Genomic DNA, 22,123 nt, shown 5'->3' with positions numbered 1-22,123 from the left:
CATCGTGGCGCGCCCGACCACCCGGATCGCGGCGCCCCGCGGCCCGGATCGTGGCGCGCCCGGTGGCCGGGCCGCCGTCGTGCCCGAGGTCTAACGCTCGGTGGCCGCGAGCTGTCCGCACGCCCCGTCGATCTCCTGACCGCGGGTGTCCCGGACGGTCACCGGCACGCCGTGGGCGGCGATCGCATCGACGAACGCCTTCTCGTCCTCGGGCCGCGAGGCGGTCCACTTCGATCCCGGGGTCGGGTTCAGCGGGATGAGGTTGACGTGCACCGGCTTGCCCTTGAGCAGCCGCCCGAGCCGGTCACCGCGCCATGCCTGGTCGTTGATGTCGCGGATGAGGGCGTACTCGATGGACAGACGGCGCCCGGACTTGGCCGCGTACTCCCAGCCGGCGTCCAGCACCTCGCGCACCTTCCACCGCGTGTTGACGGGCACGAGCGTGTCGCGCAGCTCGTCGTCGGGTGCGTGCAGCGAGATGGCCAGCCGGCACTTGAAGCCCTCGTCGGCGAACCGGTGGATGGCGGGGACCAGTCCCACCGTCGACACGGTGATGCCGCGCTGCGAGAGTCCGAGCCCGTCCGGCTCGGGGTCGGTGAGGGCACGGATCGCTCCGACCACCCGCTTGTAGTTGGCGAGCGGCTCGCCCATGCCCATGAAGACGATGTTGCTCAGCCGCGCCGGGCCGCCCGGGATCTCACCCTCCCTGAGGGCGCGCATGCCGTCCACGATCTGGTGCACGATCTCGCCGGTCGACAGGTTCCGGTCGAGGCCGGCCTGGCCGGTGGCGCAGAACGGGCAGTTCATCCCGCAGCCGGCCTGGGAGCTGATGCACATGGTCACCCGGTCCGGGTACCGCATCAGCACGGACTCGACGAGCGTGCCGTCGAAGAGCCGCCACAGGGTCTTGCGGGTGGTGTCCTGGTCGGTGGACAGGTGCCGCACGACGGTCATCAGCTCGGGAAGCAGCGCTTCCTGGAGCTTGCCGCGCGACGCGGCCGGGATGTCCGTCCACTCCGCGGGGTCGTGCGCGAACCGCGCGAAGTAGTGCTGCGAGAGCTGCTTGGCGCGAAACGGCTTCTCGCCGATGGCGGCGACAGCCTCTTTGCGCTCGGCGGGCGTGAGATCGGCAAGGTGCCGCGGCGGCTTCTTGGCTCCGCGCGGGGCAACGAAAGTGAGTTCTCCGGGCTTCGGCATAACCCTTTCAGTGTCGCAGATCAACTCCACCGGCCCAGGCCAGAGCGGGGTGGGGGCGGTCACCCATGGGTGCCGTCTGTCAGCCTTGGTCGACCTCGCACGGCCCGGGGACGGACCAGGGCCCGACTGCCGTGATCACTGCTGAAGCAGTTCGATCCACCCCGAGCGATGCACGGTCGTCGACTGCTACCACCGTCCGTAGTCGTGGATGCGAGGGAGATCAGCGAAACAGCTGCGGCGCCGAGCAGGTCTCGACGGGCTCATCCGGCCGGTCGGACCACTTCCACCAGACATGCTCGCCGGCGCATCTCCACGGCGATCGGCAAGCGCGTCGACCGCCGTCGTCCCGTCCGGCAAGCACGAGGCCTCCGGGGTTCAGGGGCGGGCCGCTCCCCGTGCCCCCCTGGCGTGCCTGTCGAACGGGCACGCCAGGGGCCCGGTGTCGCCCGGCCGGCCGACGTCGCCACGGTAGTGAGCGGACGCCGCATGCTTCCGACCGGCCGCACGATCGCCGCGAGCAGGTTCTTACGTGTTCGGTGGCGTGGGCATCTGCGTGAAGGTGCACGGCACCGTGAGCGGCAGCGTCGAGGTGCACACCCCCTGCCACACCTCTCCTGTTGACGTCAGCTCGGTGACCAGGAGGCCATCATCGAATGTAGCCAGCGTGGCGTCGAATACGTTGGTCGGGCCTCCCACCAGCTGCCAGAAGACGTTGCTTCCGTTGGCGACAGGGGTCGGCGGATTCGGACCAGCCTCATTGACGGACAGGACCCGCACCTGCCCGTTACAGACCGCCGAGACGTACTTGGTCATCCCTTGAACCGCTGAGTCGATGTCGTCGCAGCCCGTCGGCGGGGGCGGGGTCGGCGTCGGGGTCGGCGGCCTCGGCCCCCTGCACTTGTCCAGCGCCCCCATGCCAGGCCTGTCGCACTTACCGTCGGCGGCGGACGCGTGGCCGGTCATGTTGTGCGCGATGGCGGCGGCGGGGGTGACCAGTCCGATCGCCACCAGCAGCGCGGTTGTGGCGAGCCCGCCGATCTTCCTGCGCTTGCCTCGCAGCGGGGGCCCGGACGGCGTAGGTGTCCTGTGCTCAGGACTCATGTGTGCTCCTTGTGTCAAGCGTTTCGGATGTCTCCTACATCCGATGCGAGCTTGAACTGGCCACACGGGATCATTTGGCACGTTCGGGGTAACACGCCCATATATCAACGAGTCGGACTAGTGGCCCTACGGGCTCGGTGTTCACGCGCGGCGTACCGGTGCCTTCTCGCCTCGGGCCACCACCTTCCCCGGCTCCCACCCCCGTCCGCCTTCGGCCCACACACCGTGGAGCGGGCGTGGTTCGGGCGTCGAGGTGGAGCGCGCCGCGGCTTCGACCGCGGCCGTCATCGTCCGCTCGGCCACAAAGACCAGCGCCCACCGCCCTCGGGGGCGAGGAGTGCCCCCGACCCGATGCGGTCATAGAATCGAACACGTGCACGATGACCTGCCGCCCGACCTGCCTAGGCTCCGCACGCTGGAGACCTGGCTGATCCTCTCGCTCACCCGGGTACAGCGACGCATCGCCGACATCGAGCGGCTCGAGGTGGAGCGGGACCGCGGCCGGCAGGCACGGCCACCGGTGCCCGACTGGCTGCTCGAAGTGGGCATCGGCAGCGAGAGGCCGCCGGTCGCGGTGCACGTGGGCGGCTGCCACATGGCCGGCAAGCGCGTACGCGGCATCCCGCGCGACCATGCGCTGCGGGCCCTCACCAAGGGGGTCGACGCCTGCTCGCACTGCCGGCCGGACAGCGAGCTCGGGGTCCTCGACTGAGCCGGGCCGGCACCGCCGTACACCGCCGCGCACCGCGGCGGCGCGGGGCCGACCGCGGGCGTCGCGGGGCGCACGACCTCGGGGAATGCCCCGGCTCTACGATCCCGCGTATGACCAAGTTCATCGCCACGGTGTGCCTGCCACCGACCAAGCCACGGAAGCTTCCGGAAGCGATAGCCACCGCCATGGCGCCCTACGACATCAACCTCACCGACGAGTGGAATCCGGTCGGCGAGTGGGACTGGTGGACGATCCGCTCCGATGCGAGGACCCCGTACCTCGTCCTGCCGGCCAACGACGGCGACCGCAGGCTCTTCACGGCCTCCACCGTCCCCCGCAGGAAGGCCGACCTCGATCCGCTCGGACCGCTGGAGTGCTCCGGCGGGCCACGAGGAATGCTCGACTTCGACGCGATGCGGCGACGGTCGGCGCACAGGTACGACGCGCTGCTCGCCGCCTGGGACGAACTGACCGCGCGGCACCCCGAGGCCCAGCCGCTGTCCCACTTCGTCGCCCGCCACGACTCCGACCCCGACGGCTACTCCCGTGAGGACGCCAAGAAGGACCACCTTGCGCAGCCGCTGGTGCAGGAGGTGGCACAGCGGGCCGTCGCCGGCGACCCGCACTTCGACATGTCGTTCCTGCTGAACGATCCGATCGCGTACTTCGCGCAGGAGCACGAGGAAGCCCGGCGGGCGGCGGTCCGGTGCGCCGTGCCCGGCTTCGCCCTGCTCGCCCTCGACGGCACGTGGTCGGACGGGCAGAGTGACGGCTACTGGGAGCGGGCCAACGCGTACCTCGACGACCTGCAGGCCGAGGCCGTCGTCGTCGATCTGCTCTGCCACTGCTGACGGCGGGACTCACGTGCGGCCGCCGGAACGCGGCGGCCCTGGCGGACGGCCACCCCATCGATCGCTGGGGCCGGGACCGACAACCGCCGCGGCGAGCACCGTGGCCGTGGCATGCGCCCCCCGTTCGTGGCGGCCGGGGCGATCAGCCGCCGCGTTCGACGCTCACCTCGCAACGGCCTCGGCCGGTGGGGAGGCGGGCCGTCACGGCGGGTTGGCCGCGAGCCGGCAGGCACCGTTCGCGGCGGCGCACAACTCGGCACGGCGGCAGCACACGGCACGGCACGCAAAGGGCCCGCCGTTCCGTGGAACGGCGGGCCCACGCCCTCAAAACAGCAGGCCGCTGACGGATGTGGGGGTCAGCCGGAGCCCACGAATATCACCAGGAGCAACCAGACCACCGGAGCCGTCGGCAGCAGGGAGTCCAGCCGGTCCATGATGCCGCCGTGCCCCGGCAGCAGCGTGCCCATGTCCTTGATGCCCAGGTCCCGCTTGATCATGGACTCGCCGAGGTCGCCGAGGGTGGCGCTGGCCGCGACCGCGAGGCCGAGGACCAGACCCTGCCACCAGCTGCCGCCGTCGATCAGGAACTGCATGCACAGCGCGCCGGCCGCCATCGCGAAGGTGACCGCTCCGAACAGGCCCTCGCGGGTCTTCCCGGGGCTGATGCGCGGCGCCAGCTTGTTCTTGCCGAAGCGCCAGCCGATCGCGTACGCGCCCGTGTCACTGACGACCGTCAGGAGCAGGAACGTCAGGACGCGGCGCGGCCCGTCGTCGGCGGTCAGCATCATGGTCACGAACGTGGCCAGGAACGGCACGTAGAAAGCCGCGAAGACCCCCGCCGTGACGTCCTTCAGGTAGCCCTCGGGCGGTTCCGTCATCCGCCAGACCAGGACGGCCAGCGCGGTGAGCGCCATCGCCACCCAGGCACCCTCGGCGCCGCGGACGTAACCGGCGACGACCATGGCCGCCCCGCCGAGCGCCAGCGGAACGAGCGGCGCCTTGATGCCCTTGCGCTCATCGAGCCGCGAGGTGAGTTCCCACAGCCCCACCACCACGGCGACCGCCACCACGCCGACGAAGACGGCCTTGACGATGAACAACGACGAGACGATCACGACGCCGAGCCCGACGCCCACACCTATGGCCGCGCCCAGGTCGCGTCCCGCACTCTTCTTCTGTGGTGCGGGGGCGGGCTGGGGGGCGGCGCTGGGCATGGGCTCCTGCGGGCTCTGCGGGCGGCGCGGCGGCTCCCCGAGGGGCACCGCCGACGATGGGTCGTCGCGGAACAGGGGGCCACTCAGCCGAGCGGCCCCCGGGTCGTCATCCTGGTCTCCGCCGTGTGCGGGTTCGTCGGGCACGATGGGCATGGGGCGAGTCTGCTGCGCGTCATGCGCATCGTACGTGGGACCCGCCGGACCTGCCCCCTGGGCAGGCCCCTGCTCGGACGGCCCCCAGTACCCGGCTTGTGGCGGTGCTCCCCAGGAAGAGTCGTTCATCAGACCTCGAGCAGCTCCGCTTCCTTGTGCTTCAGGAGCTCGTCCACCTGTGCGACGTACTTCGCGGTGGTGTCGTCGAGCTCCTTCTCCGCACGACGGCCCTCGTCCTCGCCGACCTCGCCGTCCTTGATCAGCTTGTCGATGGCGTCCTTGGCCTTGCGGCGCACGGAACGAATCGAGACCTTGGCGTCCTCGCCCTTGGTCTTGGCGACCTTGATGTAGTCCTTGCGGCGCTCCTCGGTCAGCTCGGGGAACACCACCCGGATGATGCTGCCGTCGTTGCTGGGGTTGACGCCCAGGTCGGAGTCGCGGATCGCCTGCTCGATATTGCGCAGCGCGCTCTTGTCGAACGGGGTCACCACGGCCATGCGCGGCTCGGGCACCGCGAACGAGGCCAGCTGGTTGATCGGCGTCAGTGCGCCGTAGTAGTCGGCCACGATCTTGTTGAACATCGCCGGGTGCGCACGGCCGGTGCGGATCGCGGCGAAGTCCTCCTTGGCGACCACGACGGCCTTCTCCATCTTCTCCTCGGCTTCGAGGAGGGTCTCTTCGATCACCACTTGCTCCTGCGTGTCTTGAGTAGGCCCGGCAGCTGTTTCCTCATCGGGTCGGCGGCCGGCTGCGTCGCGTCTTATTCCTGCACGGTTCCGGACCGGCAGGACATTGTCCATCCCCCGGTCAGGGTCCGTCCTCGGCCGGGGTCCGTCCCCGTCCCGGGGCCGGTTCCCCGTCCGGGACGGTCCCCGTCAGGCCCGGCCGCTCTGGTCGCCCACGAGTGTGCCGATCTTCTCACCCTTGACGGCCCGCGCGATATTGCCCTCGGCCAGGAGCTCGAAGACCAGGATGGGCAGCTTGTTGTCCCGGCACAGCGTGATGGCCGTCATGTCGGCGACCTTGAGGTCACGGGTGATGACCTCGCCGTAGCTGAGCGAGTCGAACTTGACTGCCTCGGGGTTGGTCTTGGGGTCGGAGTCGTAGACCCCGTCCACACCGTTCTTGCCCATCAGCAGCGCCTCGGCGTCGATCTCCAGGGCGCGCTGTGCGGCGGTGGTGTCGGTGGAGAAGTACGGCATGCCCATACCGGCGCCGAAGATGACGACGCGGCCCTTCTCCAGGTGGCGCACGGCGCGCAGCGGGATGTACGGCTCGGCGACCTGCCCCATGGTGATGGCGGTCTGCACGCGGCTGTCGATGCCCTCCTTCTCCAGGAAGTCCTGGAGGGCGAGGCAGTTCATGACGGTGCCGAGCATGCCCATGTAGTCGGAGCGGGCCCGGTCCATGCCGCGCTGCTGGAGTTCGGCGCCGCGGAAGAAGTTGCCGCCGCCGATGACGACGGCGATCTGGGCGCCGCCGCGCACGACGGCCGCGATCTCGCGGGCGATCTTGTGCACCACGTCGGGGTCGACGCCCAGCCCGCCGCCACCGGCGAACGCCTCACCGGAAAGCTTCAGCAGAAAGCGTCCCGCGCCTTTGCTGTCGTCGGTCTTCTCGCCCTTGTCGGCCTGGGTGGTGGTCATGGAGATCTCGCCTCTTTTACGTGTCGCACATACGAAGAAGGCCATTGCCGGTGGGGTGTCGTTCGCATCCCATGCTCGGCAATGGCCTCCTCGTCAGATCTGCTGTCGTCCGGCACGCACGCGTGGGTGCCGGCGCACCGGGACGACTGCTGTCGACCCTATCGGGGTCGCGCGTCGATCGCGGTACGGACTCAGATGCCGACCTTGATGCGCGAGAAGCGCTTCAGGGCGACACCGGCCTCGTCCAGGATCTGCTGGACGGACTTCTTCTGGTCCAGCGCGTAGGGCTGGCCCAGCAGGGTGGCCTCCTTGAAGAAGGCGTTGACGCGACCCTCGACGATCTTCGGGAGGGCGGCCTCGGGCTTGCCCTCGGCGCGGGTGGTCTCCTCGGCGACGCGGCGCTCGGACTCGACGACCTCGGCCGGGACGTCCTCACGGGAGAGGTACTTCGGCGCGAAGGCGGCGATGTGCTGCGCAATGCCCTTGGCGAGGTCGGCGTCGGCCTTGTCCAGCTCGACCAGGACACCGATCTGCGGGGGCAGGTCGGGCATGGTGCGGTGCATGTACGACGAGACGTAGGCGCCGGAGAACTGGGCGAAGCGGTCCAGGACGATCTTCTCGCCCAGGTTGGCGTTGGCCTCGTCGACGAACGCCTGAACCGTCTTGCCGGACTCGATCTCGGAGCCGAGGAGCGCGTCGAGGTCGGCCGGGGAGGTCGCGGCGACGTGCTGCGCGATCTGGTTGGCGACGGCCTGGAACTTCTCGCCCTTGGCGACGAAGTCCGTCTCGCACTTCAGCTCGACCAGGACACCGGAGGTGTTGTCGTCAGCGATGACGGAAACCACAGCGCCGTTCTCGGCGGAGCGGCCCTCGCGCTTGGCGACGCCCTTCTGGCCCTTGATGCGCAGCGCCTCGACGGCCTTGTCGACGTTGCCGTCGGCCTCGTCCAGGGCCTTCTTGCAGTCCATCATGCCGGCGCCGGTGAGCTCACGGAGCTTCTTGACGTCAGCGGCGGTGTAGTTCGCCATGATTCCTGGAATCTCTCTCGGAGTCTGAAGATCTACGGGGTGAACGGCGGGGGCTTCGTGGGCCCCCGCCGTTCACAAACCCGAAGGGGTGAGGGGTCAGGCCTGCTCGGCGTCCGCGGCCGGAGCCTCGGCGGCGGGGGCCTCGACAGCCTCGGCCTCGGCGGCCGGAGCGTCGGCCTGCTCGGCGTCGGCGACCTTCTCCGTCTCGGCGGAGGTCTGGACCTCGGCCTCGTCGGCCTTCTTCTCGCCCTCGAGCAGGTCGCGCTCCCACGCGGCGAGCGGCTCGCCCGCGGCCTTGTCACCCTCGGCCTTGCCGGCGCCGGAGCGGGCGATGAGGCCCTCGGCGACGGCGTCGGCGATCACACGGGTGAGCAGGGTGACGGAGCGGATCGCGTCGTCGTTGCCCGGGATCTTGTAGTCGACCTCGTCGGGGTCACAGTTGGTGTCGAGGATGGCGACGACCGGGATGTTGAGCTTCCGGGCCTCGCCGACCGCGATGTGCTCCTTCTTGGTGTCCACGATCCAGACGGCGCTGGGCACCTTCTGCATCTCGCGGATACCACCGAGGGTCTTCTCCAGCTTGGCCTTCTCGCGCGAGAGCACGAGAAGCTCCTTCTTGGTGAGACCGGAAGCGGCGACGTCCTCGAAGTCGATCTGCTCGAGCTCCTTGAGGCGCTGCAGACGCTTGTAGACGGTGGAGAAGTTGGTGAGCATGCCGCCCAGCCAGCGCTGGTTGACGTACGGCATGCCGACGCGGGTGGCCTGCTCGGCGATGGCCTCCTGCGCCTGCTTCTTCGTGCCGACGAACATGACCGTGCCGCCGTGGGCGACGGTCTCCTTGACGAACTCGTAGGCGCGGTCGATGTACGACAGCGACTGGAGCAGGTCGATGATGTAGATGCCGTTGCGCTCGGTGAAGATGAAGCGCTTCATCTTCGGGTTCCAGCGACGGGTCTGGTGACCGAAGTGGACGCCGCTCTCCAGCAGCTCCCGCATCGTGACGACGGCCATGGCCGTTCTCCTTGGTGTTCTCGGTTGTGCCGCGTGTGCCGGACGGCACGCGCGCCTGACGCCCGCGATGCGCCTTGCCACAAGGGACCGAGAGGCGCTGACACCGGTCGCTGACGACCAGGTGTCGGGGCGTGCGAAGTCGACCCGGTGACCCGGATCGCCATCAGAAGTGTACGGGACCCGAGAGGCGCCGGGTGACGCCGCTGTCCACAACCGGCCGGTACTCCACAGATCCCGGCCCTGGTCGGCTGGTTGCGGCACGGTGGCGGCATGCGAGCGAAACGATGTGTGCGTACGCGGCTCGGGCTGTTGCTGGGCCTGGTGGCGACCGCCCTGGGCGCAGCGGGCCCGTCGGCCCCCGCCCGGGCCAACGGCCCCGCGCCCCCGGCGCCGGCCGTGTCCACTGCCTCGGCCCCGGACCGGGACCGGGACCGCGTGCCGGACTCAGCCCCGGGCCAAGTCCCGGGCCCGGATCAGGAGTCGCGGCCGGATCAGGAGTCGCGTCCTGATCGAGACCCGGGCCAAGACCCGACCTCGGTCTCGGTCTCGGTCTCGGTCTCGGTCTCGGCCTCGAACTCCGGCTCGGATCCGGGAGACGCTTCTGCCGCCGACCCGGTGCCGAAGGTCGGCCGCGCCTGGCCCGTGGGCACGCGCCCTCCGGTCGTACGGGGCTGGGAGCCGCCGGCGACGAGGTACTCCCGGGGCCATCGCGGCGTGGACCTCGGGGCGGCCCCGGGGGTGCCGGTCCGTGCCGTCGCCGCGGGCCGGGTGTCCTTCGCGGGCCGGGTCGCGGGCCGAGGTGTGGTCTCCGTCGAACTGCCGGGCACGGGCACTCCGCCGCTGCGGACGACGTACGAGCCGGTGCTCGCGTCCGTGCGCAAGGGCGACGAGGTCGCGGCAGGCGACCTGCTCGGCACTGTCGAAGGCGGCGGCTCGCACTGTGCCAGGTCGTGCCTGCACTGGGGCCTGCTGAGAGGCAGTACGTATCTGGACCCGCTGTCGCTGCTCCCGCCCTGGCTGCTGCGCGCGGGCCCGTCACGCCTGCTGCCGGTGGCGGGGGTGCCGCGGACACCCGCCGCGTGAGGGAGACGGGTCCCGGCGTCGAGTCCACGCGGCGCCACCGGTCCCAGCACCGCCTCCGCACGCCAACGGCCCCGGCGTCGCCTCAGCGCGCCACCGGTCCCAGCATCGCCTCAGCGCGCCACGACTCCCGGCGTCGCCTCCGCCGGCAGGCGCCGGGCTCAGCCCCGCACGCCCCGCAGAACCATGGAAACGGCCGCGTCGGTGATCGCGCCGGGTTCCTCCGCGGCGCCCAGCTCGATGCGGCGCACGGCGGCGTCGACCACCCCCTGGAGGAGCATCGCGGCCAGCCGTGGTTCCGCGTGTCCCATGTCGCCGAGCGCCTCGACGATCATCGCGACCAGGCCGCCGTGAGCTGCGCGGATCTTCTCCCGCGCTCCGGCGTCGAGCTCGCTCGCGGAGATGGCGACCACGGCGCGGTGCCGCCGGTCGCCGACCAGAGCGAGCTGCTGGCGGACGTAGGCCTCGACCTTGTTCTCGGGGGTGTCCGCCCGCTCCATCGCGGCGGACACCTCGGCCGCCCACACGGGGAAGTCGACCTCGCACAGCTCCTCGACGACGGCCGCGCGGGAGCGGAAGTACTCGTAGACGGACGATCTCGCGAGTCCCGTGCGTTCGGCGAGGGCAGGGAAGGTCAGCGCCTCCGTCCCACCTTCGGACAGCAGGGACCGCGCCGCGTCCAGCAGGGCGGCTCGCTGCATCGACCGGTGCTCGGCCACGGAGGCCGCTCGAATCCTTGGCACGTCAACCACTGTACGGACGGACCGCCCCGGACGGCAGCCACTCCGCCCACCCGGCGGTGGTGGCGGGGCCCCGACACCGGCGGGGCAGGGACGATTCGACGTGCTCCCGCCACCCGTCAGCGGCCGAAACTCGCCAGCTTCGCCCGCAGCTGAAGCACCGACTTGGTGTGGATCTGGCTCACTCTGCTCTCGGTGACCCCGAGCACGTTGCCGATCTCCGCGAGTGTGAGTCCTTCGTAGTAGTAGAGCGTGACCACGGTCTTCTCCCGGTCGGGCAGCGTATTGATGGCCCGCGCGAGGAATCTGCGCAGCTCTCGGTCCTCGGCCACCTCGACCGGATTGTCGGCCGCTGTGTCCTCCAGCGTGTCCATCAGACTCAGGCGTTCACCGCCTTCGCCGCCGACGTGCAGCAACTCCTCCAGGGCCACCACGTTCGCCAGGGACAACTGGCTGAACACCGCGTGCAGTTCCTCCACCGCGATGCCCATCTCGGAGGCCACCTCGCCCTCCGACGGGGTGCGGCGCAGGCGTGCCTCCAGCGTCGCGTAGGCCCGCTCCACATTGCGGGCCTTCTGCCGCACCGAGCGCGGGATCCAGTCCAGCGCCCGCAGCTCGTCGATCATCGCGCCACGGATCCGGGTGATCGCGTACGTCTCGAACTTGATCTCCCGCTCGATGTCGAACTTCTCGATCGCGTCGATCAGCCCGAACACCCCCGACGAGACGAAGTCCGCCTGTTCGACATTGGCGGGCAGTCCGACGCTCACCCGACCCGCGACGTACTTCACCAGCGGTGAGTAGTGCAGGATCAACTGCTCCCGCAGCCGGTCGTCACCCGTCGCCTTGTACGACCGCCACAACTCGTCGAGTGTCGCGGGAGCGGGCGGGCGCACGCTGCCGCCGTCGCGAGCGGCTGGCGGGATCGCCGCCCGGTCGGACCCGGAGGTGTGCTGGGGCATTCGTCGCCTTGTGCCGTTCTGCCGTGAACTGGGGCTGCCTGAGTGACCTGTCGGTCTGGTGTCGAGAATCGTCTGTCTGAGCCGGAATCCTCGTGAGCGTAGCGTGACTGAGGTGTCGCAGTGCGCGAAGGAAGGGGGATCACCCTCACGCGGAGTCACTTGACGTGACCCGCCCCCGCGTGACGGTGGTCGCCCTGCGTGACTGTCGCGAGACGCCAACTGCGGGAAATCCCAAGGCTGTCGGCGTTAGCCCGGACGGCCGAACACGCTCGGTCAGCAGCCTCGGCGATCTTCATGGACGAGGATCATCGCCTGGCGTGTCAACTTCCAGCCGTCGCCGTGTCGTTCGACGAAACCAAGTGCTCGGAGTTCGTACAGCCTCCCGAGCGCGTCGTCCGGCGTGGTCGCCGCGCCCCGGGCGATCTCCTCGACCCCGGCCCGGCCGCGCGCCGGCAGCGCCGCCAGGACGCGTCCGGCGCCCGGGTCCAGCAGATCTCGTGGCAGCACGGGCCCGCGCCGGTCCGGGGCCAGCTCGCCGATGTCACCCACCAGCTCCACGACGTCAGCGGCGTCGGAGACGAGGACCGCGTCGCCGCGCAGCAGTTCGTGCACTCCGGCCGACGCTCCGCTCGTGGCCGGGCCCGGCACCCCCATGGTGAACCGTCCGAGGCGCTGCGCCGCACGGGCCGTGACCAGTGCGCCGCTGCGATACGCCGCCTCGACGACCACCGTGCCCCTGGTGAGCGCGGCGATGACACGGTTGCGCAGGAGGAATCTGCTCTGTGTCGGATGGTCGCCGGGTGGCAACTCCCCCACCACGAGGCCCTGTTCCGCGATTCTCGTGATCAGGGTGGCGTGTCCGCGCGGGTAGGGCCGGTCGACGCCGCAGGCCAGCACGGCGATGGTGGCTCCGCCCGCCCCGAGTGCTCCCCGGTGCGCGGCGCCGTCCACGCCGTAGGCGCCGCCGGAGACCACCACCCAGCCCCGCTCCGCGAGGCCCGCGCCGAGGCAGGCGGCCATGTGGGCGCCGTACTCGGTGCAGGCCCGGGCGCCGACGACGGCGACGGAGCGCAGCGCCCACATCCGCAGGCTGGGGCTCCCGCGCACCCACAGGCCCGTGGGCCGGGCATCGCCCAGGTCGTCGAGCTGCGCGGGCCATTCGGGCTCGCCGGGGCAGATGTACCTCACCCCGGCGGCCCGGGCCTGGCTGAGGTCCTGCTCGGGGCGCACCCGCCCGGCCCGTCCCCGCAGTCCCGCCCATCGCTTCCCGGTCACCCCCGGCAGCGGTCTGCCCCCTTCGAGCAGCCGCCGGGCCACCTCCACGGGCCCGAACTCGCGCAGCCATCGTCCGCCCACCTCGTCGCCCGGTTCGATGATGCGGGCGAGGGCGACGCGGGCCATACGCGCCTCGTCGCTCATGCCGGCGAGCCGATCGTCATCGGCACCCCGCGCGGGACGCCGGTGCGCAACTGGAGCGCCAGGGCGACGTCACCGGCGTCGGGCCGGTCGTGCCCCGACAGGTCCGCTACGGTCCACGCGACGCGGAGCACACGGTCCAGGCCGCGCGCGGTCAGCAGGCCGCGCTCCAGTCCGCGCTCCGCCTCGTCCATCGCCCCGGGTAGCGCCTGCCAGCGGCTGCGCAGCTCGCGTCCGGGCATTTCGGCGTTGGTGTGCCACGGCGTGCCGGACAGACGGCCGGCGGCCCGGTCGCGGGCGGCTCGCACCCGGTCGGCCACCGTGCGCGTCGACTCGCCCCGGGCGCCGAGCGCCGTCAGCTCCGAGCGGGTGACCGGCTCGACCTCGACCCTCAGGTCGACCCGGTCGAGCAGGGGTCCGGAGAGCCGGGACTGGTAGCGGCGGATGGCGGAGGGCGGGCATTCGCAGCAGTCGTTCATCGCGCTGAAGCGTCCGCACGGGCAGGGGTTGGCCGCCAGCACCATCAGGAACTTCGCCGGGAACCGCACGACCCCGGCGCTGCGCGCGATCACGACGTGCCCCGCCTCCAGGGGCTGGCGGAGGGCGTCGAGGACGAAGCCGCTGAACTCGGGCGCCTCGTCGAGGAAGAGCACGCCGCGATGCGACAGCGACACGGCGCCGGGTCGTGCCAGGCCCCTGCCGCCGCCGACGAGCGACTGCATCGTCGCCGAGTGGTGCGGTGCGCAGTAGGGCGGGATGTCCACCATGGGTTTGCCGGGCGGCAGCAGGCCCGCGACCGAGTGGATCGCCGTCACCTCCAGGGACTCCTGACGGTTCAGGGCCGGCAGGAGGGACGGCATGCGCTCGGCGAGCATGGTCTTGCCCGCGCCGGGTGGTCCCTGCAGGAAGACGTGGTGTCCGCCCGCCGCGGCCACCTCCATCGCGGTGCGCGCCGACAGCTGGCCGACGACGTCCGCGAGATCGTGCCCCTGGTCGTGGTCGGGGAGGGTGGTGCCGTACAGACCGGTGGCCTCCCCCGTGCCGGGTACGCGCAGTCCGGCCAGCAGCGGATCGGGGCGGCCCTGCTCGTCCGGGTCCTCCTCGGGCATCGGTTCGTCGGTGAGGGCCGCGATCAGCTGGCGCAGGCTGCGGACCCCGAGCACCGAGACCCCGGGGACGAGCGCGGCCTCGGCGGCGGCGCACTCCGGCACCACCACCTGCTCGTATCCCGCGTCCGCCGCCGCAAGGACGGCGGGCAGGACACCGCGCACCGGCCGGACCCGGCCGTCCAGGCCCAGTTCGCCGATCATCACGATGTCGGCGAGCACCCGTGGGTCGATCCGTTCGGCGGCGCCGAGCACCGCGCAGGCGACGGCGACGTCGAAGCCCGATCCGGCCTTGGGGACGGACGCCGGGCTCAGGCCCACCGTGAGCTTCTTCTGCGGCCAGTCGGCGCCCGAGTTGACCACCGCCGCCCGGACCCGGTCGCGGCTCTCGGTGAGACTCTTGTCGGGAAGGCCGACCAGGGTGAAGGCCGCGACGCCTGGCTCCAGGTCGGCCTGGACCTCGACCACGACGCCCTCGACGCCCACCAGTGCCACCGCACACGTACGCGCGAATCCCATCAGGCCACTCCCCGCGCGTGCTCGACGGCGGGCGCGCCGCGGCCGGGCAGGACGACGCCGATCAGATCGATGCGGACGCCGCCGGGGGGCGCCCCTCCGTGTTCCTGGACCCAGCGTTCGGCGAGGCCCCGCAGGCGCTGGGCCTTGGCCGGTGTGACGGCCGCCATCGGGTGCTCGAAGGAGCCCGCCTTGCGGGTCTTGACCTCGCAGATCACCAGCGCGTCGCCGTCACGGGCCACGATGTCGATCTCTCCGGTCCTGCCGCAGCGCCAGTTGCGCGCCAGGACCGTTATGCCGGCCTCGGTCAACCGGCGGGCGGCGAGGTCCTCTCCGTACCTGCCGAGTGCATTGCGTGCCTGGGACGAGTTCATGTCGGCACCACCTCCGGCGCCAACACTGCGGCCGTCCCGCCCCGCTTGTGGATCTTGGTGGACGAACGTGCGATTGTGGAAAACTCCGTCACCCGCGGGGGCGACCGCCCCACGTCACTCCAAGGGGTGACCGCCGACGGCTTCCAGCGTGCCGGCGCCCCGTCATCAGCCGCCCGGAAGCTCCAGGTCGCTCTTGTTGAGCTCCTCGATGTTCACGTCCTTGAACGTGAGGACGCGGACCTGCTTCACGAAGCGTGCGGGTCGGTACATGTCCCACACCCAGGCGTCCGCCATGGACACCTCGAAGAAAACCTCTCCCTGGACCGAGTGCACCTGCATCTCGTAGTCATTGGTGAGGTAGAAGCGCCGTTCGGTCTCGATCACATATTTGAACAGACCGACGACATCGCGGTACTCCCGATAGAGCTTCAGCTCCATCTCGGTCTCGTACTTCTCGAGGTCCTCGGCGCTCATGGCATGTTCCCCTTCAGCCGTGCGTCCCCCTATTGTGCGCCAGCCCCGCGGGCCCCTAGACGATTTCCGTGTCGAGGACCTCGGGCGTGGCCGGGGGACCCTCGTCGAGCAGCCTGTGCAGCAGCTCGGCGAGCCTGGTCGGATACACCGTCTCATGTGCCTCGGTCAGTTCCTGGCACGTCCACCAGCGCGCTCCGGCGACGCTGCGCCGTTCCAGCTCCGTCAGACCGGCGGCCGCCGTCACCGTCTGGGTCGTACGGGCCAGGTAGTACCACTCGTCCTGGTCCCAGCGGCGGCCCGCGAACGGGAACGAGCACATGCGCCGCCACAGCACCGGGCCCAGTTCGACCTCGGTGATGCCGGTCTCCTCCGCGAGCTCGCGGACGGCGGCCTGCTCCCGGGTCTCGTCGCCCTCCAGGCCGCCGCCGGGGGTGAACCACCAGTCGTCGGCGGGGTCACCTGGCTCGTGCCCGTGCAGCAGCAGAATGCGTTCCTCGGGGTCGAGCAGCACCACGCGGGCCACCTTCCGCAGCCCGCCCCGGTACTCCTCGTCGGCGACGGCGGGTGAGGGGGCGCCGGCGGTCGAGGGGTCCTGCCCGTGCTCGCCACTCGCGTCGTACGGCACCTCAGCGGGCACCGGCGAGCTCCGTGCGGGCCCCGGCCCGCCGGCGCGCCCGGTTGGCGATCGGGCCGTAGGCCGCGCCGCCCAGGACGAGCACCGCGCCGGCGATCACCGCCGAGACGATCAGCCGCAGGGGCCCCGGCTCGGAGAGGCTGCCCAGGGGCTCGAAGCCGGCCGGCCGCTCCAGCATGCCGTTCATCGGCCACACGACGGCGTCGACACGTCCCTTGACGGCCTTGCGCGGCACGGTGCCGTTGGCGGCGTCGGTCAGGTGGGCGGTGGAGTCCAGGGAGCCGCTGCGCTCGTCACCGAGCAGGAAGAGATTGCCGTCCGGGACCGTGACCGTCGGGATCTTCGTCAGCTCGGCCGCCGACCCCTTGGGCAGATACGACTCGTCGATCTGCTTGCCGTTGACGGTGAGCTTGCCGTCGGTGCAGCAGGCGACCTTGTCGCCGCCGACGGCGACCACGCGCTTGACCATGGGCACGTCGCCCCACGTCGACTGCTTGAAGACGACGACGTCGCCGCGCTTGACCTCGCCCCCGTCGACCCGCTGTGCCAGCACGCGGTCGCCCGCGTCGATCGTCGGCGTCATCGAACTGGTGGGCACGGTGTACGGCCGATAGACCACCGCCCCCCAGGCGAACCCTCCGAGGAACAGCACAATGCCCAGCGCGACAGCCAGTCCGGACAGCACCTGTCCGGTCCGGCCGCCCGCCGGGCCCTTGTCTGTGCCACCGCTGCGCGGGGCCGTACGCGTCGTGCTCTCGCCACCCATGGGTCCGCACCTTACCCGGGGGTACGGTCCGCGGTCAGCCCAGGCCGGGGATCACGATCACCGGCTCCGGGACCACGCGGGCGGACTCGGGTCGTGCCGTCCGTCCGCCCGCGCAGCGAAACAGCCTTTCGCTGCCCTCGGGTGCGTCGTCCCAAAGCCTCCCGAGACCGGTCCGCACCGGCCGCGACACCTCCGGGACACGTCCACACCGGCTGAGACGCCCCGGGACGCACCATTGCCGGCCGCTGCGCCCCTGCTAGGACGCGTCCGTCTTCCGCTCGGACGCCTTGCGACGCCGCCCGAGCAGCACCAGCGGTACGGCTCCGACCAGCGCCACGGCGTCGGGTGAGGTCACGGCCGCGGCGGCCCGGCCGCTCAGACCGTCCTGGTCGAAGGTGTCCGGAACGGGCAGGGTGCCCCAGCGGTTGATGGGCCAGGCCTTCACGATGGCGCGCCCGACGACCTTGTCGACGGGGACCATGCCGTGGTGCTTGTCCATCTGGTTGTAGCGCGAGTCCTTCGAGTTCTGGCGGTGGTCACCCATCACCCAGATCATGCCCTTGGGCACCTTGACCTTGAACTGGCCGCCGTCCTCGTCGACGCTGCACGGGGTGTTGCCCGGGTAGACGTACGACTCCTCGTTCAGCGCCTTGCCGTTGACGGTCAGCGGGCCGGAGCCCTTGCACTCGACGGTGTCGCCCCCGACGCCGATGACGCGCTTGATGAGGTCCTTCTCCTCGGCCGACGGCATCAGGCCGATCCAACTGAGCACCGTCTGCAGAGCGTTCGGGTTCGCCGTGGGCTCACCCGCGAGCCAGTTGTCGGGGTCGTGGAAGACGACGACCTCGCCGCGCTCCGGCTCGGAACCGAACCACGGGGTCAGCTTGTCGACCAGGACGCGGTCACCCTGCTGAAGCGTGTTCTGCATCGAGTCCGAGGGGATCGAGAACGCCTGCACCAGGAAGGTCTTGATGAGCAGCGCGAGGACCAGGGCGATGCCGATGAGGATCGGCAGCTCCTTCCAGAAGGAGCGCTGCTTCTTCGACTTCGCGTCCCGCTCGGCCGCGGCTCCACCGTCCTCGGCGTCACTCCCGGGATTCGACGCGTCCTCTACGGCCGGGGAAGCCGAATCGTCGGACCGCTCCGGCTTCCCTTCGGGACCGTCTTGTCCGGACCGTGCGCCGACCGCCACATCCCCCACATCCACTCCTCACTCCGTGCCGCCGCCCACGCCGTATTCGGCGCAGGCCCACCACTCCCATAACGAGCGGGAGTTCCGCAGGGGTCGGGAGCGGGGTCAATCCGTCTGGATCCGCAGGGGCCACCCTATGCGACTGAGCGAGAACGGAGGTCGACCCTCCAGGCGCGTCGGCCACGGACGCGTACGTGCCCGGCTCCTCCAGGCTGGTCCAGTGTCCGAGGGGCCACGCGATGTACCTGGCGCGGCCGACGACCGACTTCAGGGAGACGGTGCCGCTGAACTTGTCGGAGCGATGGTAACGGGAGTCGGCGGAGTTGGCGCGGTGGTCGCCCATGACGAACAGGCGTCCCTGGGGCACCTTCACCTCGAAGGCGAAGTCCGACGGCTTGTTGTCGGCATGGATGTAGGGCTCGCTGAGCGGGGTGCCGTTGACGGTGACCCGGCCCTGTGCGTCGCAGCACTTGACCGTGTCGCCGCCGACCCCGACGACACGCTTGATCAGGTCCTTCTCGTTGTCGGAGGGAAGCAGACCGATGAAGGTGAGCCCCTCCTTGACCTGTTTGACGACGACGGGGTCGTCCTTCTTCTTGGTCTCCTCGGCGGTGAGCCAGCCTCCGGGGTCCTTGAAGACCACGACGTCACCGCGCCGGGGCTCGGAACCGAACCACGGGGTGAGCTTGTCGACCAGGACGCGGTCACCGATCTGGATCGTGTTCTCCATGGAGCCCGACGGGATCACGAAGGCCTGCACGAGGAAGGTCTTGAGCACGAGCGCTATGAGGACGGCGACGCCGACGAGGAGAGGTATCTCCTTGATGGCCGAGCGGCGCCTGCGCCGCTTGACCTTGCGCTGGAGCTTGCGTCGCTCGGCGCGTCCGGTGCGCGCGACGCCGCCGGAGGCCCGCCGGGTGCCGGTGGGCAGCAGGTTCTCGGCGGCGCTGGTCGGCACGCCGCGCGGTTTGCCGCGGTTACCCATGGGCACCGTCCGCGGCGGGCACGCGCGCGTAGGCGTCGGGGCGCGTCAGCCGCGTCCAATGACCGGCGGGCCAGGCGACCCAGTCGGCCCGGCCGATGACGTCGTCGACGGGGACCATGCCGCCGCCGGGGGAGCCCAGGTGGTCGCGGGAGTCGCTGGAGTCGCTGCGGTGGTCACCGAGGACGAAGAGGGTGCCGTCGGGCACGACGACGTCGAAGGGAACGTCGGACGGGCTGTCCCCGTGATGCACGAACGCCGACTCGTCCACCGACTGGCCGTTCACTTCGAGCCTCCCGTCCTTGTCGCAGCAGACCACATGGTCTCCCCCCGCACCGACCACGCGCTTGATGTAGTCGGCGTCTCCGAAGTAGCCGGTGCCGTCGAACACGACGACATCGCCCCGTCGCGGCTCGGCACCGAAACGGTACGCCAACTTATTTACGAGAACGCGGTCCCCGATCCTCAATCCGGACTCCATCGAGCCGCTGGGAATCTCGAAGGGCTGCATCACGAAGCGGCTCACGAGGAGCAGAAAGGCCAGGCAGGCCAGTACGGTCAAGGTGATCCGCCCGCCCGGGAGCCAGTCGGCGACGCGGTCCACCCATGCGAAACGCGACCGTCCCTCCGGCCCCTCTGCGTCCAAGATCTCCTCGGATCCGGAAGGGCGGGAGGAGCGGTCGCGCTCCACGTGCTGTGCTTCGGTGTCCATCGGAGCCAGATGTTATCCGGCCCCGCTGTGACACCTTCGCGCCGACGGGTTCACCAGCGGTTTCCCCGTGCGGCGGCGCGAGATCAGTTCTCGCGCTTCTCCTTGATCTTCGCCGCCTTGCCGCGCAGGTCACGCAGGTAGTACAGCTTCGCGCGACGCACGTCACCGCGGGTGACGAGCTCGATCTTCTCGACGATCGGGGTGTGCACCGGGAAGGTGCGCTCGACGCCGACGGAGAACGAGACCTTGCGGACCGTGAAGGTCTCGCGGACACCGGCGCCCTGGCGACGGATGACTACGCCCTTGAACTGCTGCACACGGGAGCGGTTGCCCTCGATGACGCGCACGTGGACGTTGACGGTGTCACCCGGGCGGAAGGCCGGGATGTCGCTGCGCAGCGACGCGCTGTCGACGGAGTCGAGCAGGTGAGACATTTCGTCTGCTTTCTTCGCTGATGCCACAGGTCATCAACGGGAGATAGGTTTTCCGGAAGTCGCTGCCGCGCCGGGGCGAGCGTCGTGTCCCCCTGTGGCAGGGGCGCGCGCCGGACGACGTACAGCAGCGGTCTATTCTTCCACGGCCTCGGGCGTGCGCCAAAATCGGCCGTCGGGGCCCGGCTGCCAGCCGAGGATCGAGAGCATCTCGCGGTCCTTCTTGTCGAAGACGGCGGGGTCGCAGCGCTCGATCAGGTCGGGACGGTTGGCCGTCGTACGGCGCAGCGCCTCGTCGCGGCGCCAGCGGGCGATCTTCCCGTGGTGGCCGCTGAGCAGCACCTCCGGGATCTCGCGGCCGCGCCAGGCCGGAGGCTTGGTGTACACCGGGCCCTCCAGGAGGTTGGCCATGGCGCCCGGGGCGAAGGAGTCGTCGCGGTGGGACTCGGCGTTGCCGAGGACACCGGGCAGCAGTCGCGCCACGGCCTCGGTGACGACCAGGACGGCCGCCTCGCCGCCGGCGAGCACGTAGTCGCCGATGGACACCTCGTGGACGGGCATCCGGGTGGCGTACTCGTCGATGACCCGGCGGTCGATGCCCTCGTAGCGGGCGGGGGTGAAGACCAGCCAGGGGCATTCGGAGAGCTCGACGGCGAGCTCCTGGGTGAAGGGGCGTCCGCTGGGCGTGGGGACCACCAGGGCGGGTCCGTGGGAGCCCGTCTCATAGCCGTCGGCCAGGACGGAGTCCAGCGCGTCGCCCCAGGGCTCGGTCTTCATGACCATGCCGGGACCGCCGCCGTACGGGGTGTCGTCGACGGTGTTGTGCCGGTCGTACGTCCACTCCCGCAGATCGTGCACGTGCACGTTCAGCTGTCCACGCGCGCGTGCCTTGCCGACCAGCGAGACGTTCAGGGGTTCCAGGTACTCGGGGAAGATCGTGACGACGTCGAGCCGCATTACGCCTCGTCCCTGGTGGAGGCGATCTCGGCGCGGTCGTCGATCAGTCCCGGCGGCGGGTCGATGACGGCCCGCTGCTCCGTGAGGTCGATGTCGGTGACGATCTCCTCGACGAACGGGATCATGACCTCGGTCCCGTCCGGCCGCTCGACCACGAACAGGTCCTGCGAGGGCAGGTGCGAGATCTCCGTGATCCGCCCGACCTCGGCGCCGTCCGCGGTGACCACGTCCAGGTCGATCAGCTGGTGATCGTAGTACTCCTCGGGGTCCTCCGGCGTCTCCTCCGGATCGACGTCGGCGATGAGCAGGGTGTTGCGCAGCGCCTCGGCGGCGTTCCGGTCCCGTACGCCTTCGAAGCGCAGCAGGAGACGGCCGCTGTGGACGCGGCCCGTCTCGATGGTCAGCGGTCCGGCGGAGGCCGGGTCGGTGAGCAGGACGGCGCCCGGTCCGAGCCTGAGTTCCGGCTCGTCCGTACGCACCTCCACGGTGACCTCGCCCTTGATGCCGTGGGCGCGGCCGACGCGAGCGACTACCAGCTGCACTGTGCTTGATCTCCTGTCGATACGACTACGGGCCGGGAAAGGCTCGTAAGCCCTCCCCGGCCCGAGCCGGTGCTGCCTGTTACGTCAGCGGACGTGGTCCACGTCGACGAGGTCGACGCGAACTCCGCGGCCGCCGATGGCGCCCACGACGGTGCGCAGAGCGCGCGCGGTGCGGCCGTTGCGGCCGATCACCTTGCCGAGGTCGTCGGGGTGCACCCGGACCTCGAGTACGCGCCCGCGGCGCAGGTTGCGCGAGGCGACCTGCACATCGTCGGGGTTGTCGACGATGCCCTTCACGAGGTGCTCGAGAGCCTCCTCGAGCATGC

The 22,123-nt window shown here is 70.6% G+C and carries 25 protein-coding genes; 3 read left to right on the top strand and 22 right to left on the bottom strand.

The features are described from left to right. Positions 1 to 90: 90 nt before the first annotated feature. Entirely contained in the window at positions 91 to 1,197 is a 1,107-nt protein-coding gene (gene rlmN, locus H305_RS0123060; RefSeq protein ID WP_028802470.1) for a 23S rRNA (adenine(2503)-C(2))-methyltransferase RlmN, read from the bottom strand. Between the two features lie 525 nt (positions 1,198 to 1,722). Then, the gene (locus H305_RS0123055) at positions 1,723 to 2,298 is read right to left on the bottom strand and encodes a hypothetical protein (RefSeq protein ID WP_158690563.1); all 576 of its coding nucleotides are present in this window, start codon (positions 2,296 to 2,298) and stop codon (positions 1,723 to 1,725) included. 373 nt (positions 2,299 to 2,671) lie between these two features. On the opposite strand from H305_RS0123055, the gene H305_RS0123050 reads away from it, so the two are divergent. Together H305_RS0123050 and H305_RS0123045 are read left to right on the top strand one after the other, a co-directional pair. After that, on the top strand, positions 2,672 to 3,010 hold the full coding sequence (locus tag H305_RS0123050; protein ID WP_028802468.1) for a DUF6233 domain-containing protein: 339 nt from the start codon (positions 2,672 to 2,674) through the stop codon (positions 3,008 to 3,010). 110 nt (positions 3,011 to 3,120) lie between these two features. After that, positions 3,121 to 3,861 (top strand): hypothetical protein, encoded by a 741-nt coding sequence (locus H305_RS0123045; RefSeq protein WP_028802467.1) that lies wholly within the window; start codon positions 3,121 to 3,123, stop codon positions 3,859 to 3,861. Positions 3,862 to 4,217: 356 nt separating this feature from the next. Here the strand turns inward: H305_RS0123045 and H305_RS0123040 are convergent, their stop codons facing one another. The 5 genes from H305_RS0123040 to rpsB form a co-directional block, all read right to left on the bottom strand. After that, the gene (locus H305_RS0123040; protein ID WP_078629192.1) at positions 4,218 to 5,357 is read right to left on the bottom strand and encodes a phosphatidate cytidylyltransferase; all 1,140 of its coding nucleotides are present in this window, start codon (positions 5,355 to 5,357) and stop codon (positions 4,218 to 4,220) included. Next, positions 5,357 to 5,914 (bottom strand): ribosome recycling factor, encoded by a 558-nt coding sequence (gene frr / locus H305_RS0123035; protein WP_028802465.1) that lies wholly within the window; start codon positions 5,912 to 5,914, stop codon positions 5,357 to 5,359. Before frr ends, H305_RS0123040 begins: the two co-directional genes overlap by 1 nt. Before the next feature lie 189 nt (positions 5,915 to 6,103). Then, on the bottom strand, positions 6,104 to 6,874 hold the full coding sequence (gene pyrH / locus H305_RS0123030; protein ID WP_028802464.1) for a UMP kinase: 771 nt from the start codon (positions 6,872 to 6,874) through the stop codon (positions 6,104 to 6,106). Between the two features lie 191 nt (positions 6,875 to 7,065). Beyond that, a complete protein-coding gene (tsf, locus tag H305_RS0123025; RefSeq protein ID WP_028802463.1) occupies positions 7,066 to 7,902 on the bottom strand; it encodes a translation elongation factor Ts in 837 nt (278 codons plus the stop codon). A gap of 96 nt (positions 7,903 to 7,998) precedes the next feature. Beyond that, a complete protein-coding gene (gene rpsB / locus H305_RS0123020) occupies positions 7,999 to 8,913 on the bottom strand; it encodes a 30S ribosomal protein S2 (RefSeq protein ID WP_028802462.1) in 915 nt (304 codons plus the stop codon). Positions 8,914 to 9,528: 615 nt separating this feature from the next. Here rpsB and H305_RS49490 point away from each other — a divergent pair. Beyond that, a complete protein-coding gene (locus H305_RS49490) occupies positions 9,529 to 9,996 on the top strand; it encodes a M23 family metallopeptidase (RefSeq protein ID WP_051370858.1) in 468 nt (155 codons plus the stop codon). Positions 9,997 to 10,154: 158 nt separating this feature from the next. On the opposite strand, the gene H305_RS0123010 is transcribed toward H305_RS49490, so the two are convergent. The 15 genes from H305_RS0123010 to H305_RS0122940 form a co-directional block, all read right to left on the bottom strand. Continuing rightward, the gene (locus H305_RS0123010) at positions 10,155 to 10,712 is read right to left on the bottom strand and encodes a TetR/AcrR family transcriptional regulator (protein ID WP_028802461.1); all 558 of its coding nucleotides are present in this window, start codon (positions 10,710 to 10,712) and stop codon (positions 10,155 to 10,157) included. A 140-nt stretch (positions 10,713 to 10,852) separates the two neighbouring features. Continuing rightward, the gene (gene whiG, locus H305_RS0123005) at positions 10,853 to 11,695 is read right to left on the bottom strand and encodes an RNA polymerase sigma factor WhiG (RefSeq protein ID WP_028802460.1); all 843 of its coding nucleotides are present in this window, start codon (positions 11,693 to 11,695) and stop codon (positions 10,853 to 10,855) included. Between the two features lie 273 nt (positions 11,696 to 11,968). Beyond that, positions 11,969 to 13,114 carry a DNA-processing protein DprA gene (dprA, locus tag H305_RS0123000; RefSeq protein WP_028802459.1) on the bottom strand — a complete coding sequence of 382 codons (1,146 nt, stop codon included), beginning with the start codon at positions 13,112 to 13,114 and terminating at the stop codon, positions 11,969 to 11,971. After that, positions 13,111 to 14,736 (bottom strand): YifB family Mg chelatase-like AAA ATPase, encoded by a 1,626-nt coding sequence (locus tag H305_RS0122995; protein WP_028802458.1) that lies wholly within the window; start codon positions 14,734 to 14,736, stop codon positions 13,111 to 13,113. Before H305_RS0122995 ends, dprA begins: the two co-directional genes overlap by 4 nt. Next, positions 14,736 to 15,107, bottom strand: a complete 372-nt coding sequence (locus H305_RS0122990) for a YraN family protein (protein ID WP_028802457.1) — start codon at positions 15,105 to 15,107, stop codon at positions 14,736 to 14,738. The genes H305_RS0122995 and H305_RS0122990 overlap by 1 nt, the downstream gene beginning before the upstream one ends. 165 nt (positions 15,108 to 15,272) lie before the next feature. Next, positions 15,273 to 15,581 carry a DUF2469 domain-containing protein gene (locus H305_RS0122985; protein ID WP_003965949.1) on the bottom strand — a complete coding sequence of 103 codons (309 nt, stop codon included), beginning with the start codon at positions 15,579 to 15,581 and terminating at the stop codon, positions 15,273 to 15,275. A 55-nt stretch (positions 15,582 to 15,636) separates the two neighbouring features. Next, positions 15,637 to 16,113, bottom strand: a complete 477-nt coding sequence (locus H305_RS0122980) for an NUDIX hydrolase (RefSeq protein WP_028802456.1) — start codon at positions 16,111 to 16,113, stop codon at positions 15,637 to 15,639. Between the two features lie 94 nt (positions 16,114 to 16,207). Beyond that, positions 16,208 to 16,981, bottom strand: coding sequence for a signal peptidase I (gene lepB / locus H305_RS0122975; protein WP_028802455.1), 774 nt, complete (start codon positions 16,979 to 16,981; stop codon positions 16,208 to 16,210). Positions 16,982 to 17,237: 256 nt separating this feature from the next. Continuing rightward, a complete protein-coding gene (lepB, locus tag H305_RS46800; protein ID WP_107440080.1) occupies positions 17,238 to 18,182 on the bottom strand; it encodes a signal peptidase I in 945 nt (314 codons plus the stop codon). Then, complete coding sequence (gene lepB, locus H305_RS0122965) at positions 18,067 to 19,158, bottom strand: signal peptidase I (RefSeq protein WP_028802454.1); 1,092 nt, start codon at positions 19,156 to 19,158, stop codon at positions 18,067 to 18,069. The genes lepB (H305_RS46800) and lepB (H305_RS0122965) overlap by 116 nt, the downstream gene beginning before the upstream one ends. Then, a complete protein-coding gene (gene lepB / locus H305_RS0122960; protein ID WP_028802453.1) occupies positions 19,151 to 19,867 on the bottom strand; it encodes a signal peptidase I in 717 nt (238 codons plus the stop codon). The genes lepB (H305_RS0122965) and lepB (H305_RS0122960) overlap by 8 nt, the downstream gene beginning before the upstream one ends. An 83-nt stretch (positions 19,868 to 19,950) precedes the next feature. Beyond that, positions 19,951 to 20,301 (bottom strand): 50S ribosomal protein L19, encoded by a 351-nt coding sequence (rplS, locus tag H305_RS0122955; protein WP_028802452.1) that lies wholly within the window; start codon positions 20,299 to 20,301, stop codon positions 19,951 to 19,953. 132 nt (positions 20,302 to 20,433) lie between these two features. After that, positions 20,434 to 21,255, bottom strand: coding sequence for a tRNA (guanosine(37)-N1)-methyltransferase TrmD (gene trmD / locus H305_RS0122950; protein WP_028802451.1), 822 nt, complete (start codon positions 21,253 to 21,255; stop codon positions 20,434 to 20,436). Further along, a complete protein-coding gene (gene rimM, locus H305_RS0122945) occupies positions 21,255 to 21,797 on the bottom strand; it encodes a ribosome maturation factor RimM (protein ID WP_028802450.1) in 543 nt (180 codons plus the stop codon). The genes trmD and rimM overlap by 1 nt, the downstream gene beginning before the upstream one ends. Before the next feature lie 84 nt (positions 21,798 to 21,881). Further along, positions 21,882 to 22,121: an RNA-binding protein gene (locus H305_RS0122940; RefSeq protein ID WP_003973401.1), complete on the bottom strand. Its 240-nt coding sequence runs from the start codon at positions 22,119 to 22,121 to the stop codon at positions 21,882 to 21,884. Between the last annotated feature and the right edge of the window lie 2 nt (positions 22,122 to 22,123).

Origin of the sequence: Streptomyces sp. 142MFCol3.1 (assembly GCF_000424945.1) — a bacterium.
GTDB classification, from domain to species: Bacteria; Actinomycetota; Actinomycetes; order Streptomycetales; family Streptomycetaceae; genus Streptomyces; species Streptomyces siamensis.
The sequence above is the reverse complement of the archived record's forward strand: the minus strand, read 5'-3'. Positions and strand labels throughout refer to the sequence as shown.

What these genes read in the sequence shown, in the direction of transcription:
- trmD (WP_028802451.1), bottom strand. Translation starts at nt 21,255, where the DNA reads ATGCGGCTCGACGTCGTCACGATCTTCCCCGAGTACCTGGAACCCCTG.
- pyrH (WP_028802464.1), bottom strand. Translation starts at nt 6,874, where the DNA reads ATGACCACCACCCAGGCCGACAAGGGCGAGAAGACCGACGACAGCAAA.
- dprA (WP_028802459.1), bottom strand. Translation starts at nt 13,114, where the DNA reads ATGAGCGACGAGGCGCGTATGGCCCGCGTCGCCCTCGCCCGCATCATC.
- H305_RS0122990 (WP_028802457.1), bottom strand. Translation starts at nt 15,107, where the DNA reads ATGAACTCGTCCCAGGCACGCAATGCACTCGGCAGGTACGGAGAGGAC.
- rplS (WP_028802452.1), bottom strand. Translation starts at nt 20,301, where the DNA reads ATGTCTCACCTGCTCGACTCCGTCGACAGCGCGTCGCTGCGCAGCGAC.
- H305_RS0123045 (WP_028802467.1), top strand. Translation starts at nt 3,121, where the DNA reads ATGACCAAGTTCATCGCCACGGTGTGCCTGCCACCGACCAAGCCACGG.
- whiG (WP_028802460.1), bottom strand. Translation starts at nt 11,695, where the DNA reads ATGCCCCAGCACACCTCCGGGTCCGACCGGGCGGCGATCCCGCCAGCC.
- tsf (WP_028802463.1), bottom strand. Translation starts at nt 7,902, where the DNA reads ATGGCGAACTACACCGCCGCTGACGTCAAGAAGCTCCGTGAGCTCACC.
- rlmN (WP_028802470.1), bottom strand. Translation starts at nt 1,197, where the DNA reads ATGCCGAAGCCCGGAGAACTCACTTTCGTTGCCCCGCGCGGAGCCAAG.
- H305_RS0122995 (WP_028802458.1), bottom strand. Translation starts at nt 14,736, where the DNA reads ATGGGATTCGCGCGTACGTGTGCGGTGGCACTGGTGGGCGTCGAGGGC.
- H305_RS0122940 (WP_003973401.1), bottom strand. Translation starts at nt 22,121, where the DNA reads ATGCTCGAGGAGGCTCTCGAGCACCTCGTGAAGGGCATCGTCGACAAC.
- H305_RS0123040 (WP_078629192.1), bottom strand. Translation starts at nt 5,357, where the DNA reads ATGAACGACTCTTCCTGGGGAGCACCGCCACAAGCCGGGTACTGGGGG.
- H305_RS0123055 (WP_158690563.1), bottom strand. Translation starts at nt 2,298, where the DNA reads ATGAGTCCTGAGCACAGGACACCTACGCCGTCCGGGCCCCCGCTGCGA.
- H305_RS0122985 (WP_003965949.1), bottom strand. Translation starts at nt 15,581, where the DNA reads ATGAGCGCCGAGGACCTCGAGAAGTACGAGACCGAGATGGAGCTGAAG.
- lepB (WP_028802455.1), bottom strand. Translation starts at nt 16,981, where the DNA reads ATGGGTGGCGAGAGCACGACGCGTACGGCCCCGCGCAGCGGTGGCACA.
- lepB (WP_028802453.1), bottom strand. Translation starts at nt 19,867, where the DNA reads ATGGACACCGAAGCACAGCACGTGGAGCGCGACCGCTCCTCCCGCCCT.
- rpsB (WP_028802462.1), bottom strand. Translation starts at nt 8,913, where the DNA reads ATGGCCGTCGTCACGATGCGGGAGCTGCTGGAGAGCGGCGTCCACTTC.
- lepB (WP_028802454.1), bottom strand. Translation starts at nt 19,158, where the DNA reads ATGGGTAACCGCGGCAAACCGCGCGGCGTGCCGACCAGCGCCGCCGAG.